At 66.2% G+C, this 15107-nt stretch carries 14 protein-coding genes; 6 read left to right on the top strand and 8 right to left on the bottom strand.

Annotated elements, in window-relative coordinates:
• Positions 1-7: 7 nt before the first annotated feature.
• From WMC41_RS23025 to WMC41_RS22990, 8 genes are all read right to left on the bottom strand, one after another.
• Positions 8-1261, bottom strand: coding sequence for a sarcosine oxidase subunit beta family protein (locus WMC41_RS23025; protein ID WP_432349018.1), 1254 nt, complete (start codon positions 1259-1261; stop codon positions 8-10).
• 242 nt (positions 1262-1503) lie between these two features.
• Positions 1504-2106, bottom strand: a complete 603-nt coding sequence (locus WMC41_RS23020) for a TetR/AcrR family transcriptional regulator (RefSeq protein ID WP_244766272.1) — start codon at positions 2104-2106, stop codon at positions 1504-1506.
• Positions 2107-2723: 617 nt separating this feature from the next.
• On the bottom strand, positions 2724-3743 hold the full coding sequence (locus tag WMC41_RS23015) for a histone deacetylase family protein (RefSeq protein WP_432349016.1): 1020 nt from the start codon (positions 3741-3743) through the stop codon (positions 2724-2726).
• A gap of 12 nt (positions 3744-3755) precedes the next feature.
• Positions 3756-5138 carry an aminotransferase gene (locus tag WMC41_RS23010; RefSeq protein WP_432349015.1) on the bottom strand — a complete coding sequence of 461 codons (1383 nt, stop codon included), beginning with the start codon at positions 5136-5138 and terminating at the stop codon, positions 3756-3758.
• Positions 5139-5180: 42 nt separating this feature from the next.
• Positions 5181-5990 (bottom strand): ABC transporter permease, encoded by an 810-nt coding sequence (locus tag WMC41_RS23005; protein WP_288079133.1) that lies wholly within the window; start codon positions 5988-5990, stop codon positions 5181-5183.
• Positions 5990-6892, bottom strand: coding sequence for an ABC transporter permease (locus tag WMC41_RS23000; protein WP_432349014.1), 903 nt, complete (start codon positions 6890-6892; stop codon positions 5990-5992). The genes WMC41_RS23005 and WMC41_RS23000 overlap by 1 nt, the downstream gene beginning before the upstream one ends.
• Positions 6889-7956, bottom strand: a complete 1068-nt coding sequence (locus WMC41_RS22995; RefSeq protein WP_432349013.1) for an ABC transporter ATP-binding protein — start codon at positions 7954-7956, stop codon at positions 6889-6891. The genes WMC41_RS23000 and WMC41_RS22995 overlap by 4 nt, the downstream gene beginning before the upstream one ends.
• A 22-nt stretch (positions 7957-7978) precedes the next feature.
• Positions 7979-9022 (bottom strand): ABC transporter substrate-binding protein, encoded by a 1044-nt coding sequence (locus WMC41_RS22990; protein WP_432349011.1) that lies wholly within the window; start codon positions 9020-9022, stop codon positions 7979-7981.
• Between the two features lie 177 nt (positions 9023-9199).
• Between WMC41_RS22990 and WMC41_RS22985 the strand changes: the two genes are divergently transcribed.
• The 6 genes from WMC41_RS22985 to WMC41_RS22960 all read left to right on the top strand — a co-directional run bounded on the left by WMC41_RS22985 (position 9200) and on the right by WMC41_RS22960 (position 15105).
• Positions 9200-9766 carry a MarR family winged helix-turn-helix transcriptional regulator gene (locus WMC41_RS22985; protein ID WP_133036248.1) on the top strand — a complete coding sequence of 189 codons (567 nt, stop codon included), beginning with the start codon at positions 9200-9202 and terminating at the stop codon, positions 9764-9766.
• A 79-nt stretch (positions 9767-9845) separates the two neighbouring features.
• Positions 9846-10772 carry a hydroxymethylglutaryl-CoA lyase gene (locus WMC41_RS22980; RefSeq protein ID WP_432349010.1) on the top strand — a complete coding sequence of 309 codons (927 nt, stop codon included), beginning with the start codon at positions 9846-9848 and terminating at the stop codon, positions 10770-10772.
• 8 nt (positions 10773-10780) lie between these two features.
• On the top strand, positions 10781-11527 hold the full coding sequence (locus tag WMC41_RS22975; protein ID WP_432349009.1) for an enoyl-CoA hydratase/isomerase family protein: 747 nt from the start codon (positions 10781-10783) through the stop codon (positions 11525-11527).
• Entirely contained in the window at positions 11527-12714 is a 1188-nt protein-coding gene (locus WMC41_RS22970; RefSeq protein ID WP_432349008.1) for a CaiB/BaiF CoA transferase family protein, read from the top strand. Before WMC41_RS22975 ends, WMC41_RS22970 begins: the two co-directional genes overlap by 1 nt.
• Positions 12714-13493 carry an enoyl-CoA hydratase/isomerase family protein gene (locus WMC41_RS22965; protein WP_272807637.1) on the top strand — a complete coding sequence of 260 codons (780 nt, stop codon included), beginning with the start codon at positions 12714-12716 and terminating at the stop codon, positions 13491-13493. The genes WMC41_RS22970 and WMC41_RS22965 overlap by 1 nt, the downstream gene beginning before the upstream one ends.
• Positions 13483-15105, top strand: a complete 1623-nt coding sequence (locus tag WMC41_RS22960) for an AMP-binding protein (protein WP_432349007.1) — start codon at positions 13483-13485, stop codon at positions 15103-15105. Before WMC41_RS22965 ends, WMC41_RS22960 begins: the two co-directional genes overlap by 11 nt.
• Positions 15106-15107: the final 2 nt, after the last annotated feature.

The raw sequence follows: 15107 nt of genomic DNA, 5'->3' as shown, positions 1-15107 counted from the left end.
AGACCTCCTAGTGGGCGATGCCGGAGCCGGCTGCCTCGTCGATCAACCGCCCGCGCGCAAAACGGTCGAGATCGAAGGGGCGGCTGATATCGTGGTGCTTGCCGGTCGCCAGCAGATGGGCGAGCAGCGTGCCGCCGGCGGGAATGGCCTTGAAGCCGCCCGTTCCCCAGCCGCAGTTGAGGAAAAGGCCCGGCAGCGGGCTTTCCCCGAGGATCGGCGAGGAGTCCGGTGTCACGTCGACGATGCCGGCCCATTGCCGCATCAGCCGAAGCTGGCGGAAGGACGGGAACATTTCGAGAAGGCCGGCGACGACGCCTTCCAGCACCGGCAGGTTGCCGCGCTGGCCATAGGAGGGAACGCGGTCGAGCGCACCGCCGATGACGAGCTCGCCCTTGTCCGACTGGCTGGCATAGGTGCTCGTGCCAGGCGACAGCACGACGGTATCGAGCACCGGCTTGATCGGCTCGGAAACGCAGGCCTGCAGGGCGTAGGAGGTGATCGGCAGGCGGAAGCCGGCCTTGGCAGCGAGATGGGAGGAATGGCCGGCGACGACCATGCCCGTCCGCTCGGCGCGGATCTCGCCACGGCTGGTCTTCACGCCGCGGCAGCGTCCGCCCTCGACCAGGAAGTCCTCCACCTCGTAGGACTGGATGATATCGACGCCCAGCCGGTCGGCGGCGCGGGCATAGCCCCAGGCCACCGCATCGTGTCGTGCCGTGCCGGCCCTTCCCTGCCAGACGCCGCCGAACACCGGATACCGCGCCTCCGGCGAGACATCGAGGAGCGGCAGGACGCGGCGAACATCCTCGGGGCCGAAGAGTTCGGCATCCGTGCCGTTGATCTGCATGGCGTTGACGGTCCGCGCCGCCATTTCCATCTCGGCCTCGCTGTGGGCGAGCGTGACGATGCCGCGCTGGGAGAGCATGATGTTGTAGTTGAGGTCCCGGCCGAGCGTCTCGTAGAGGCGGAGCGCCAGATCGTAGAGCGCCGTGCTCTCGGGGAAGAAGTAGTTGGAACGCACGACGGTCGTGTTGCGCCCGGTATTGCCGCCCCCGAGCCAGCCCTTCTCAATAACCGCGATGTTGCGGATATCGTGCACCTTGGCAAGGTAGTAGGCCGTCGCCAGGCCATGACCGCCGCCGCCGATGACGAGGATGTCGTAGCGCGGCTTCGGCTCGGGCGAGCGCCAGGCGGGCTGCCAGCCCTTCTGGCCCCTGAGGCCCTCCTTGAGAAGGGAGAAGGCGGAATAGTGCCGCGTCATCGCGCCGTCCTCCTGCGCGTGCCCGCGCCGCGGTGAAATGGCAAAGCTGAATGCTGCTTCATGCGCCGCCCATGAATGGAGGAACCCGCCGAACAGGCGCGTTGCGCCCGATCGGGACCATCCGTATTCCCTCTGTACATGAATGTCCAGAAGATTGCATTGAAACATACTGAATATTGGAGAACTTGCGAGGTTACCCCTTAAATTTCAGGAATTCCAAAACGTACAGATATGCCCATTATTCAGCCATCCGGCTGAACACGCCGCATCAATGTCTCGAATGCCTCGACCTCGTCGTCGGTGGCGTGACGGCCGGTGAAGCCGAGGAGATAGGGGCGCAGGAGGCGCAGCCGCATTTCCCGGTCGTCGCGCATGCCGAGCGTGAAGTGGCCGATCTGCGTGAAGTAGAGAATCCGCGCGCGGATGAAGGCCTCCGCCTCCGGATAGTCGTAGCGCAGGAACATGCGCGTGATCGCATCGACGCGCTGGTCATCCGCCTGGTCGACAACGCCGCGCACGGCAGCGTCCACCTGTCCCCAGGACCGCACCGCCGCATCGAGACGCGGATCGAACAGGGCCGGATCCACCCAGCATTCGAAGATGTGGCATACGGCCTTCGTCACGGTCGGCGCAGGACGAAGGGCGCGCTCGATGATCGGGCTCGTATTCTTGCAAAGCCAATGGTCGAGCAGCTCGCGGTGCAGGTCCTGAAGGTCGGCAAAGAACCAGTAGAAACTGGAGCGCGACACCGCGAGCGCCTTGGCCATGACCTGGATCTTCACATTGGCGATGCCCTCTTCGACAAGCGCGGCGATGCCCGCCTCGATCCAGGCCTCCCGCGTCATGCGACCCGTGGGCTGCCTTGAAGAACCGTGTTTCGCCCGAAGGGGTTTCATCGCACTCACTTGCGCTCCAAAGGCGGACCTGCTCGTCACCGATCTTGAAAATGATCATGTGGCTGAAAGAGAGGCCGATCGCAAGCGCCGCAACGACGCGAGGCGCCGCCGCGGCCCGCGAGAGCCACCGGCGCCTGCCTTCGAGCGGACGGAATTCAGGCGTCCCTCCGCGACCACGCGTCGCGAAGAGCCCACTTTCCTTCCTCACCAGCGATACGTCACAGTCGCCGTGATGGAGTGATCCGGCCCGTAGTAGCAAACCTCGCCCGCGCAGTTCGAGACGAATTCCTTGCCGAGAAGATTGCTGGCATTCACGTTGAGGACCCACGATCCTGCCCATGGAACCCCTCTACGCTGCAAATACGTGGGAGCGTCGCGCCCGCCGCCACCGGCAGGGCCCGCATCCCCTCACAGCCAAGGACGTCGCGACATTTCCGATCTTGCAGCGGGACGCTCAAAAAAGATGACTTGCCGGCTCGATTGAAGCCGGCGCCCATCGGAGGATCGTAACAAGCGGCAGACGAATGGCGCGGACCGGCAGCCCGGCCTTGCCGAAAGCGGGTGCTCTATCGGGAGATTCCGGAAAGGAAGGCGGCCAGCGTTCCGGCGAGGAATGGCGAGACATAACCCCCTTCCTGAACGATGACGGTCGGGATCCGCAGATCCGAGATGTCCTCGGCGATGCGGGCGAAGTCCTCGTCGTTCACCGTCATGCAGGCGAAAGGATCGTTCACGGACGCATCGAGGCCGAGGGCAAGGACCAGGAAGTCGGCGCCGAACCGTCGGACTTCGTCACAGGCCGCCCGCACCGCCGCCCGGTACGCCGCGCCGTCGCTGCCGAGCGGAAGGGGGAAATTGCGGTTCCTTCCCGCCCCCGCGCCGGTCCCGGCCTCGTCGGCATAACCGGCATAGTAGGGATAGAGATATGCAGGATCGCCATGCACGGACAGCGTCAGCACGTCACCGCGATCGTAGAACATCGTCTGCGTCCCGTTGCCGTGGTGCACATCGATGTCGAGGATCGCGACGCGCCGCCCCGCCAGGACCGCCCGTTCGGCGGCAAGGGCGGAATTGTTGAGGTAGCAGAAGCCGCCGGCCTTGTCGCGATAGGCATGGTGGCCGGGCGGCCGGCACAGGGCGTAGACCATGCCTTCGCCTTCAAGCACGCGCGCCGCGGCATCGAGCGCCGTCAGCGCGCTCGCCCGGGCGGCCTGCCAGGTTCCTTCCACCAGAACGCAGCCCGCATCGGCCTGGTAGAAGCCGGCGCGGCCGAGAAGATCGTCGGGACGCCGGTTCATGTAGGTGTTCGGATGGATGCTGGACCGCAGCTCCGGGCCATTGCCCGGGATTGCGCGCCAGGCGGCAAAGCCGTTCTCGAGGAAATCGAGGTAGCCGGCATCATGCAACGCACGGATCAGGCCCTCATCGTCGCCGGCGGGCGCGACGACATCGATACCGGCCAGCGCCAACCCCTCGCGCAGCAGCGCTATGCGCTCGGGAACCTCGAGATTGGGCTTCAGCACGCCACCCGCAATGCGCGTCAGCGGCCGGTGCAGCGCCTGCCGTTCGTCATGGATCGCCAGCACGATGGCCTCCCCTCATTCGCCGAGCCGGCCGCCGCCGGCAAGGTAGGCGTCGAGAGACCTGTCGAGAGCGTCGCGGAACCGCGAGACGACCGCGTCGATCTGCTCCGGTGTGCTGATGAGCGGCGGCGCGAAGGCGATCGCCGTGCCGAGCGAACGGCAGACCAGCCCGTTCTCGAAGGCGCGGTTCTGGATGCCGATGCCGAACTGCATGTCGGCGGGAAAGGCTTCGCGCGTCCGCTTGTCGCGGACGATCTCGACGCCCCACATCAGGCCGACGCCGCGCACCTCGCCGACGAGCGGATGCTCGGCAAGCGGCATCATGCCCTCGGCCATGCGCTCCTCGAGCGCTGCGACACCATCGATGATGCCGTCCTCCTCGTAGATCCTCAGCGCCTCGACACCGACGGCGCATGCAACGGGATGCGCGCCGTAGGTATAACCATGGCCGAAGACGCCGATCTTCTCGCTTTGCGCCTTCATGCCGGCATAAAGCCGTTCGGAAAGCAGCACTGCCGAGAGCGGCATATAGGCGGCGGTCAGCGCCTTGGCGCAGGTGATCATATCCGGCTCCAGCCCGAAGGTCTGGCTTCCCCACCAGGCGCCGGTGCGCCCGAAGCCGGTGATGACCTCGTCGGCCACGAGCAGGACGTCGTGCTTCTTCAGAACCTTCTGGATCTTCTCGAAATAGGTTTTCGGCGGAATGACGACGCCACCCGTCCCCATGGCCGGCTCGGCGAAGAAGGCCGCAACCGTATCCGGCCCCTCCGCCACGATCAGCGCATCCAGCTCCTCCGCAAGACGCGTGGCAAAATCCTCCTCCGTCTCCCCCGGCCGGCCCTCGCGATAGAAATGCGGGCATGTGACGTGCAGGAAGCCCGGTAGCGGCAGGTTGAACTCCCGGTGCAGGTGCGGCAGGCCGGTAATGCTGGCCGAACCGATCGAGGTTCCATGATAGCCGCGGTTGCGTGCGATGATCTTCTTCTTTTCCGGCTTGCCCTGGGCGTGGAAATAGTACCAGGCGAGCTTGACGGCGGTGTCGTTCGCCTCCGAGCCGGAGCTCTGGAAGAGCACCTTGGACATCGGCACCGGCGCGATCTTCAGGAGACGCTCCGAAAGCTCGATCGCCGGCTCCGTCGCGCGGTGGGCGAAGTTCTGGTAGTAGGGCAAGGTATTGAGCTGGCGCGTCGCCGCATCGACCAGCCGCTTCTCGCTCATGCCGAGCGCCGCGCACCAGAGGCCGGACATGCCCTCGATATATTGCTTGCCGTCGTCGTCATAGACATAGGCGCCTTCGCCGCGGGCCATGATCGTCGGCCCGACGGTCTCGTGGGCGGCAAGATTGGTCTGCGGGTGGATCTGGGACGCGATGTCGCGCATGCGCAGCGAATTGTACATGGTTTCCTCCTGAAATGGGATGCGGGGCGTATCGGACGGCCGTCACGCGTCCTTGCGCTTCACGAACTGGGCGGCGATCAGGACGACGATCGACAGGGCCACCAGCATGGACGAGATGGCGGCGACGGTCGGATCGACCTGGTCGCGGATATTGGCGAACATGCGCTTGGTCAGCGTGGAATTCGCGCCGCTCGACACGAACAGCGAGACGACGACCTCGTCGAAGGACGTGACGAAGGCGAACAGCATGCCGGAGAAGACCGAGATGCGGATCTGCGGCAGCGTGACGGTGAGAAAGGCCGTCACAGGCGAGGCCCCGAGGCTGCGGGCGGCACGTTCGAGGTTTGGGTCGAAACTCTTCAGCCCGTTGCCGACGGCGATCATGACGAAGGGGATGGCAAGCGTGGTATGCGCCAGGACGAGGCCGGTGATGGTGTTGTTGAGCCCGAAGCGGGCGTAGACGAAGAACACGCCGATGGCGACGAAGATCAGCGGGATCATCATCGGCAGCATCAAGAGGCCCCGGGTAATCGGCGTGAAGAGGCTGGTCGCCTTGTAGAGCCCGTAGGAGGCCAGCGTGCCGAGCACGGTGGCCAGCACCGTCGTGAGGCCCGCGACCTTGAGCGAGACCACCGCGGACTGGATCCATTCCGGCGAGGTGAAGAAGGCTTCGTACCAGCGCAGACTGAGGCTGCGCGGCGGAAACTCCAGATATTGCGAGTCCGAGAACGACATGGGGATGACGAGGATGCAGGGAATGACCAGGAAGGCCATGACGAGCGCAACCGTCGCATAGAGCCAGAGGCGCTGGCCGTGCGTGACCTGGGTGGAGGTGGCAGGCGTGTTCAGCATCATGGTTTCCCCGCGGAGAAGCTCAAGGCGTCCGTCAGCCTGCGCACGCCCCACAGAACGACGGCCGTCACCACCAGCAGCGCCACGCTGAGGGCGCTCGCCGCGCCCCAGTTGGAGAATTTCGAGACGGCATCGGCGATCTGCGTGGACCACATGGCGACACGGCCGCCGCCGAGAAGGGCCGGCGTCAGGTAGAAACCGAGGCAAAGCACGAAGGTCAGCGCGATACCCGAGGCAAGGCCGGGCATCGACAACGGCAGGAAGACCTGTCGGAACGCCTGGCTCGGCGAGGCGCCGCAATTGGCCGCCGCGCGCAAAAGCACCGGGTCTATCGCCTTCATGGAGGCATAGAGCGGCAGGATCAGGAAGGGCAGCATGACATGCACCATGCCGATGATCGTGCCCGTCAGATTGTGCACCAGCGCAAGCGGCTCGTCGATCACGCCCATCGAAAGCAGCCAGTCGTTGATGACGCCGTTGCGCTGCAACAGGACCAGCCAGGCATAGGTGCGCACCAGCACCGACGTCCAGAACGGCAGGATGACGAACACCAGGAGGATCTGCGCGGCACGCGCGGGAAGCTGCGACAGGAGATAGGCCACCGGATAGCCGAAGACCACGCACAGCGCCGTCACCAGGCCGGCGACCTTGAAGGTGGTGAGGAAGCTGCCGACATAGGCGGGCCGCAGCAGCCGGGCATAGTTCTGGGTCGAGAGATTGCCGGCAGCGTCGAACAGCGACAGCCAGGCAAGCCAGGCGAAGGGGATGAGAAGAATGCAGGCGACGAGGACCAGCGCCGGCAGGGCAAGCCCGCTGAAAATGCGCCGTTCCCGGCGCCTGGCGCTCTTGAGCATGGCGCGGTTGAGCGGCATGCCCGGGGCTCCGTCCATGGCGAGCGTCATGGCGCGGCGCTCCCGATGACGAGGCTCGCTTCCGCCGGCAGCCACAGGGCAAGGGTATCGCCGGGCTGCGGCAAGGGTTGCCGTTCCGCCCCCGCATGGCGGATGGCGACCTCATGCCCGCCGGGCAGCGAGACGGAAACCTGGTTGCAATCCCCCCGATAGACGACATCGAGCACCCTGCCCTCGATGCGGTTGTCGTGGTCGGCATCGCCCTGCCAGCGCAGCCGCTCCGGGCGGACCATGAGCCAGGCCTCCCCCGTCGATGAGGCGGCCCTCGTATCGGCAAGCCGGAGCGGCCGTCCATCGAGGACATAGGTCTGATCGCGGCGCTCGACGGGCAGGAAGCGGGTCTCGCCCATGAAGCCGGCGACGAACTTGCAGTTCGGGCGGTCGTAGACCGTCGCGGGCACGTCGAGCTGGATGATCCTTCCCTTGTCGAGAACCGCGATGCGGTCCGACATGGTCAGGGCCTCCTGCTGGTCGTGCGTGACATAGATCGTCGTCATGCCGAGCTGCCTGTGCAGCCGCTTGAGCTCGATCTGCATGTGCTCGCGCAGGTTCTTGTCGAGTGCGGAGAGCGGCTCGTCCATCAGCAGCAGGCGCGGCTCGAAGACGAAGGCGCGCGCCAGCGCCACACGCTGGCGCTGGCCGCCCGACAGCGCGGTGATGCGCCGGTCGGCAAGGTGCTGCATGTGCACGATCTCCAGCGCGTCCATCACCCGCCTGCGGATGGAGGGCCTGTCCACCTTCCGCAGCTTCAGCGGATAGGCGACGTTCGAGAAGACGTCCATGTGGGGGAACAGCGCATAGTTCTGGAACACCATGCCAAGGTCGCGCTTGTGCGGCGGACGCGTGATGAACTCGACGTCATCGACCAGCAAGCTGCCGAGATCGGGCCGCTCGAAGCCGGCGATGACGTTGAGAAGCGTGGTCTTTCCCGAGCCGGAAGGGCCGAGAAGCGTCAGGAACTCCCCCGCCTTGATATCCAGGGAAACGCCGTCGAGCGCCCTGAAGCTGCCATAGGCCTTGTGGACCTCGCGAAGGTTGACTCTGCCCGAGCGCATCCTGTCCTCCCGGCTCGTTCGATCAGTTCGACATCAGCAGGCTGTAGTCCTCGCGAACCAGCTCGTTGTTGTCGCGCCACCAGTTGGCGTCGAGGAAGGTCTGCTTCTTGACGTTTTCCGGCGACATGTTGGATTGCGCCAGCACCTCCGGCGAAAACGCCTTCACCTCGAAGGCCAGGCTGTTGGTCGGGCCATAATAGGGCATCATTTCCGGAATGCGCGCCTGCACGTCGGGCGACACGACGCCGGCGATGAACTTCTGGGCGCTCGCCGCGTGCGGCGCGCCCTTGAGGATCGCCAGGCAGCCGTAGCCGAGGATCGCATCCTGGTAGGTGAACTTGACGGGTGCCCCGTCCGTGATCACCGACGCGACGCGGCTGCCCCAGATCGCCATCATGTCGACCTCGCCATCCTTGAGGAGCTGGGCGGATTGCGCCCCGGACGACCACCAGACGCCGACATTGGCCTTGATCTTCTCGAGGGCCGCGAGCGCCCGCTCGGTGTCGAGCGGATAGAGGCTGTCCTTGTCGACGCCGTCGGCGATGAGCGCGATCTCCATCATTTCCTGCGGATAGGTGCTGAGCGCGCGACGGCCGGGAAAGGCCTCCACGTTCCAGAAATCCTGCCACGTTGCCGGCGCCTTGTCCTTGTAGACATCGGTGCGCCAGGCCAGGACGACGGAATAGGTGTTCGTCGCGATCCAGTGCTCGCCGTATCCGCGCGCGTCAAAACCCTTCGTGCTGATCGTACCGTAGTCGAGCGGCTCGAAAAGCCCTTCCTTGCCGCCGACCGCGCATTCGTCCGCGCCGAGATGCACGACATCCCAGGTCGGGGAGCCGGACTGGACCTGCACCCGCACGGCGGCGAGCCCGTCATGGGTTTCCTCGCGCAGTTCGACGCCTGCGGCATCGGCCGCGGGCTGCCAGATCGTCTTGCGCAGGTCTGTCTGAAGATTGCCGCCGAAGCCGGCGACGGTGAGGACGTCCTGCGCCGCGGCGACGCCGGCGAAGGAGAGCACGCCCGCTGTCGCGGCGATGGTCAAGAATGCGCGATTACACGATGCCATTACCAAGTTCCTCCTCTGGTGATGCCCGGCCGGAGCCATCCTCCACGGCCCGAATGCATGATCGACATTCCGTTCCCTGCGTGCCAATCTAGTTAATGAGATGAACTATATTGTTCACCTTGTCAACTAAATTTCTGCGCATAAAATGACCCGGCGGGAACCGTGAGGAGCAACCATTTGAATAAGAAAGTCGAAAACATGACGGACCGCTCCGACGGCAGTTTCTTTCGCGGACACCTGGCGCCCCAGAAGAGCGAACCGGACATACGGGACCTGTTCTCCTTCGAGCTGCAGCGGCTGGCCGGGCTTTCCACCCGCATCGCGGCCCTTTCGATCCGGCCGAAATACGGCATCACCGCGCGCGAATGGCGCGCGCTCGCCGTTCTCAAATATCTCGGCGAAGTGCCGCTCCAGGAACTGGCGAAACACAGCGGACTGCTGAAAAGCCAGATGAGCCGGACGGTTTCGTCGATGATCGAGCGCGGCTACATCCTGAAGACCGCCAATCCCGAGGACGGGCGCAGCATCCTGCTCAAGCTCAGCCCCGAGGGGCTGGACCTGTCGCAGGCGATCCTGGCCGACGCCTTCGAGCGCAACGAAAACATGCTCTCGACCCTCAGCCACGCCGAACGACAGATCCTGATCGAACTGCTGCAGCGGGTGGGACGCAACAGCGCACATTATTTCCACGACCTGAAAACCAGGGCGTCCCAGGAGGATCTGCGCGAACTGGACGAGGAGTGAACGTGCATCGCCAGAATTATAGTTGACAATATGAACTAAATTTCGCATCACTACCTCCAAGGAAACCGGGAGGATCGAGATGTCGGAGGCGCTGACAATCTGCGAGTGCTTTGCAAGGGACGGCTTGCAGCACGAAACGACGGACCTTTCCACGCAAACCAAGATCACCCTGATCGACGCCATTTCCGAAGCCGGCTTCCCGCGCGTGGAAGCGACGAGCTACAGCAGCCCCCGCCATGTGCCGGTCTTCGCCGATGCCAGCGACGTGCTGGCCGGCATCCGCCGCCGGCCCGGCACGGCCTACAAGGCGACCTGCCCCAACCTTCATGCCGTCAGACGAGCAATCGAGGATCGTCAAGCCGGCCATGGACCGGAGGAGATAAGCCTGCTCGTGTCGGCGACACAGGCGCACACCGAGAAGAACCTGCGCACGACGCGCGAGCAGCAATGGCGCAACATTGCCGAGATGGTCGCGCTGGCGGATGGCGGGTTCCGCCTGATCGGCGTGATCTCCATGGCGCTCGGCTGCCCCTTCGAAGGCCGGGTCGACCCGGCATCCGTCATCGGCGACCTGAAGGCCTTCTCCGACCTCGGCGTGCGCCACGTCTCCATCTGCGACACGACCGGCCACGGCACGCCCGGCAGCGTGCGCCGCCTCTTTGCCCGCGCCATGGCCGAGGTGCCCGGCGTCACGCCCATCGCCCATTTCCACGACACGCGCGGCACCGGCATCGCCAATTGCATGGCCGCCTACGAGGTCGGCTGCCGCTGGTTCGACAGCGCGATCGGCGGCGTCGGCGGCCACCCCGCCCAGATCCGCTATGGCGGCGGCTATACCGGCAATGTGGCGACGGAAGATCTCGTCAATCTCTTCGAGGCCGAGGGCATTGCGACCGGCATCGACATCGACAGGCTCCAGGCCGCCTCGCTGCAATGCGAGCGGGCGCTTGGGCGCGAGTTGCAGAGCAAGGTGGCGCGCACCGGTTTCGGCCATCTGGCAGCGTAGGATTTCTCATGACACAGACTGACGCTTCACCGATCCTCACCAGCGAAGACCGCGGCCCGGTCCGGCTCCTTTCGCTCAACCGGCCCGACAAGCTGAATGCCCTCGACACGGCCCTGACGCAGGCGCTGCACGACGCGATGCTGGCCGCGGACGCCGACGAGGCCGTGCGGGCGATCGTGCTGACGGGGACGGGACGGGCCTTTTGCGCGGGAGCGGACCTTGCGGAGTTCTCCACCCTGACGCCGGCCAACCAGGACCTCGTGGAAAAGCGCGCCGACCTCACCTGCCGGACCCAGGCGATGATGCAGCGCCTTTCCAAACCGGTCGTTTCGGCCGTGCGCGGCGCGGCCGTCGGCGGCGGCGCCGGACTGGCGATCGGTTGCGACATGATGGTCGCCGGCACCGACCTGAAATTCGGCTATCCCGAGCTGAAGCATTCCATCGTGCCGGCACTGGTGATGACCGGCCTGCAACGCTCGCTCGGCCGCAAGGCGGCCTTCGAGATGGTCAGCCTCGGCCGCCTCATCGGGGCCGAGGAGGCGCGCGCCCTCGGCCTCGTCAACCGGATCGTCGCGCCGGAGGCGGTCGTCGAGGCGGCGCTGGACATCGCCGGTCAATGGGCCGCCGCGCATCCGAAGGCGATGGCCGCCGTCAAGTCGCTGTACTATCGCGTCGCCGACCTCCCCCATGACGAGGCGATGGCGGCCGGGCGCACCGTCAACGCGCAGATGCGCAGCTTCCGGGAGGAGGGCTGATGAAACCGCTGGAAGGCATCCGCATCCTCGACTTTTCCCGCGTGCTCGCCGGCCCCATGGCGACTCAGATCCTCGCCGAGCTCGGCGCGGAGGTGACGAAGGTCGAGCGGCCGGGCACCGGCGATGAATCCCGCCTGTTCGAGCCCCGGCTGCCCCGCGGCGAAAGCGCCTATTTCTTCGCATTCAACCGCGCCAAGCGCTCCATGACGCTGAACCTGAAATCGCCGGAAGGACAGGAGATCGCCGCCAGGCTGGCGGAGACGCACGACGTCGTTCTGGAGAACTTCCTGCCCGGCGAGATGGACCGCTTCAATCTCGGCTACGACGTGCTCTCCCGCCGCAATCCCGGCCTCGTCTATGTCTCCAATACCGGCTTCGGGCAGACCGGGCCCTATCGCCTGCGCAATGGCTACGACACGATCTTCCAGGCGCTCTCCGGCATCATGCATCTCACCGGCCATCCCGACGCGCCGCCCGCCAAGGCCGGCATTCCGGTCTCGGACATGACCTCGGGCCTGTGGATCGCGATCGCGATCCTGACGGGGCTGGTCGGGCGCGGGCGCAGCGGCCGGGGATGCCATGTCGATCTGTCGATGATGGATGTCCAGACGAGCCTCCTGGCGCTTGCCGCCGCCCGCCTCTTCGCGCTGGACGAGGATATCGGCCGCTCGGGAACGGAGCATCCGGGCCGTGTTCCCTCCGCCGCGTTCCAGTGCGCCGACGGCACATGGCTGCATATCAGCGGCAGCGACCAGCACTGGAACGATATCTGCGGGGTCCTCGGCCTCGACGATCTTGCCGCCGACGCGGCCTTGAGGAAGAATGCCGCCCGCGTCGCCGCCCGCGAACGGGTGATGGCGGACATGCGGCAGGCGATCGCGCAGCGCGAACGCGGACCGCTCGCCGAGGCGCTGCGAGACCGCGGCGTGCCGGCCGGCGAGGTGAACACGGTCCGCGAGATCCTGAGCGATCCCCACAGCGAGGCGCGCGGCGTGGTCGGCACGTTCGACCACCCGGAGGAGGGCACCGTCCGCGCCTTGCGCACGCCGCTGCGCTTTGCGGGTTACGAGGATCCCGCCATCGGCTGCCCGCCGCCGCTCGGTGCGGACACGGCGGCGCTGCTTGCCGAGGAGCTGGGCATACCGGCCGAGACCATCGACCGGCTGAGGAATGAGGGAGTGATCTGATGAGCAAAGCGAAACCCCCGGTTCTCCTGCGGCGCGAGGAGGGTGTCGCCCATGTGGTCCTCGACCGCGCGGAAGCGCGCAACGCCCTCAACCTCCCGATGTGCCTTGCCCTGAAGGAGATTTTCGAGGCGCTCGATGCCGATGCCGATATCCGCGCCGTCGTGCTTTCGGCAAACGGTCCCGTCTTCTGCGCCGGAGCGGACCTGAAGGAGCGCAACGGCCGGGACGAGGCCTGGGTGATCGCCCGGCGGCGCGCCTCCTTCGCCGCCTACGACGCCATTGCCCGCTGCCGCAAGCCGGTGGTCGCGGCAACGCAGGGACCCGTGGTCGGCTCCGGCGGCGAGATCCTGATGAGCTGCGACTTCGTCATCGCATCGGACAGGACGACCTTCCGCTTCCCCGAGCCGCAATGGGGCACGGTCGGCGCAACGCAGCGCCTGCAGCGCACGATCGGCAAGATGCGGGCCAAGGAACTCCTGTTCACCGGCCGCACCATGCCGGTCGAGGAGGCCTACCAGCTTGGCCTCGTCGCCCGTATCGTGCCGGCGGAAGCCCTGGCCGAAACCATCGCCGGCATCGCCGAGGCGATCGCCGCCGCGCCGCCGCTCGCCATGGCACTGACCAAGCAGGCGGTGGATCTCGGCAGCGAAACCGACCTCAACAACGGCATCCGCGTCGAAATGGCCGCGATCGAGCGTTGCCTGGCGGACGGCGGCTGGCGCGACGGCCTGAACCGCTTCGCAAACAGCGTCGGAGGCAAGGAAAACCATGACCTCTGACCATGCCGCGCCCTTCGACATCGACGCGCTCTGCGCAACGACGATCTCCGCCGCACTGGCGCGGGCCGCAACGCTTGCCGGCGATGTCGAGGCCGTCGTCGCGGCGGACGGGCGGCTGACCTATGCCGCGCTCGCCGCAGAGGTCGCACGCATCCGCGACGGACTGGCGGCGCAGGGCGTGAGGAAGGGCGAGCACATCGGCCTTTGCCTCGGCAATTCCACGCGCTGGGTGGCGATCTTTCTGGCGATCGGCTCGCTCGGCGCGGTGACCGTGCCGATCAACACCCGCTTCGTCGCCGCCGAGATGGCCTATGCGCTTTCCCAGTCGAAGGTCACGCGCCTCATCCTGTGCGACCAGTTCCTCAAGATCGATTTCATCGGCCTGCTGCGGCAGATCGACCCCGCGCTCACCGACCGGCTGCCCGCCCTCGCTCTTCCGGATCTCAGGCAACTGATCGTCATCGGAGACAACGTGCCGCCTACGGCCCTCGCCTGGGAGGCCTTGCTCGCAAGCGGCGCCGCGCCCGCGCAGGCACAGGGCGAGGCCAACGACCCGCTGCTCATCCAGTATACATCCGGCACCACATCCTTTCCGAAAGGCGTTCTCCTCACCCAGCGCAGCATGCTGGGCAACGCCTTCGTCTCCGGTCATCGCATGGGCCTTCGCGTCGGCGACCGGTTCCATAGCGCCCGGCCGTTCTTCCACGTCGCGGGCACGACGCTCTCCATCCTCTCCTGCCTCCAGCACATGGCGACGCTCGTCTCCATGGACCGGTTCGAACCGGGCGAGGCGCTGCGCCTCATGGAGGCCGAGCGCTGCACGCATTTTTCCGGCAACGACACGATGGCGCTGATGCTGCTCAGCCATCCCGAGCGCCCGGCGCGCCGCCTCGTCCTGCGCGGTGCCTGGCTCGCCGCCTCGCCGACCATCGTCGCCCGCGTCATCGACGAGCTCGGCGCAGGCGAATGCGTCGTCGGCTACGGGCTTTCGGAAGCAGCGCCCAACGTCGCGCAATCCTCCTGGTGGGAGCCGGAGGCCGTCCGCATATCCGCCGCCATGCGGCCGCAACCGGGCATCGACGTCCGCATCCTGAAGGAAGACGGCGAGGATGCCGCCTGCGGCGAACCGGGGGAAATCCTCGTGCGCGGCTGGAGCGTCATGCGGGAATATTTCGACAAGCCCGCCGAAACGCGGGCCGCGCTCTCGGCCGACGGCTGGCTGTCCACCGGCGATCTCGGCGCGCTGGACGAGAACGGCAGGCTGACCTTCCTCGGCCGCGCCAAGGAGATCGTACGCGTCGGCGGCGAGAACGTTTCGCCGGCCGACGTGGAGAACGTCCTGCATCGCCATGCGGCGATCCGCCAGGCGGCGGTGGTCGGCGTGCCGGACGAACGCCTCGTCGAGGTGACCGGCGCCTTCGTCATCCTGAAGGAGGGCGCCAGGGCGGAACCGGCGGAGATCATGGACTGGGCGAAGGCCAACATGGCCGGCTTCAAGGTGCCGCGCCATGTCTGGATCGTCGAGAGTTTCGAAGCGATCGGCATGACGGCGAGTTCCAAGATCCAGAAGAAGCAGCTCGCCGAACATGCGCGCAAGCTGATCGGAGCGTGACC

Origin of the sequence: Shinella yambaruensis (assembly GCF_050859155.1) — a bacterium.
Taxonomy (GTDB): domain Bacteria; phylum Pseudomonadota; class Alphaproteobacteria; order Rhizobiales; family Rhizobiaceae; genus Shinella; species Shinella yambaruensis.
The sequence above is the reverse complement of the archived record's forward strand: the minus strand, read 5'-3'. Positions and strand labels throughout refer to the sequence as shown.

Excerpts from the sequence above, each read along its gene's own strand:
- WMC41_RS23025 (WP_432349018.1), bottom strand. The coding sequence starts at position 1,261 with ATGACGCGGCACTATTCCGCCTTCTCCCTTCTCAAGGAGGGCCTCAGG.
- WMC41_RS23020 (WP_244766272.1), bottom strand. The coding sequence starts at position 2,106 with ATGACGCGGGAGGCCTGGATCGAGGCGGGCATCGCCGCGCTTGTCGAA.
- WMC41_RS23010 (WP_432349015.1), bottom strand. The coding sequence starts at position 5,138 with ATGTACAATTCGCTGCGCATGCGCGACATCGCGTCCCAGATCCACCCG.
- WMC41_RS23005 (WP_288079133.1), bottom strand. The coding sequence starts at position 5,990 with ATGCTGAACACGCCTGCCACCTCCACCCAGGTCACGCACGGCCAGCGC.
- WMC41_RS23000 (WP_432349014.1), bottom strand. The coding sequence starts at position 6,892 with ATGACGCTCGCCATGGACGGAGCCCCGGGCATGCCGCTCAACCGCGCC.
- WMC41_RS22995 (WP_432349013.1), bottom strand. The coding sequence starts at position 7,956 with ATGCGCTCGGGCAGAGTCAACCTTCGCGAGGTCCACAAGGCCTATGGC.
- WMC41_RS22990 (WP_432349011.1), bottom strand. The coding sequence starts at position 9,022 with ATGGCATCGTGTAATCGCGCATTCTTGACCATCGCCGCGACAGCGGGC.
- WMC41_RS22980 (WP_432349010.1), top strand. The coding sequence starts at position 9,846 with ATGTCGGAGGCGCTGACAATCTGCGAGTGCTTTGCAAGGGACGGCTTG.
- WMC41_RS22975 (WP_432349009.1), top strand. The coding sequence starts at position 10,781 with ATGACACAGACTGACGCTTCACCGATCCTCACCAGCGAAGACCGCGGC.
- WMC41_RS22970 (WP_432349008.1), top strand. The coding sequence starts at position 11,527 with ATGAAACCGCTGGAAGGCATCCGCATCCTCGACTTTTCCCGCGTGCTC.
- WMC41_RS22965 (WP_272807637.1), top strand. The coding sequence starts at position 12,714 with ATGAGCAAAGCGAAACCCCCGGTTCTCCTGCGGCGCGAGGAGGGTGTC.
- WMC41_RS22960 (WP_432349007.1), top strand. The coding sequence starts at position 13,483 with ATGACCTCTGACCATGCCGCGCCCTTCGACATCGACGCGCTCTGCGCA.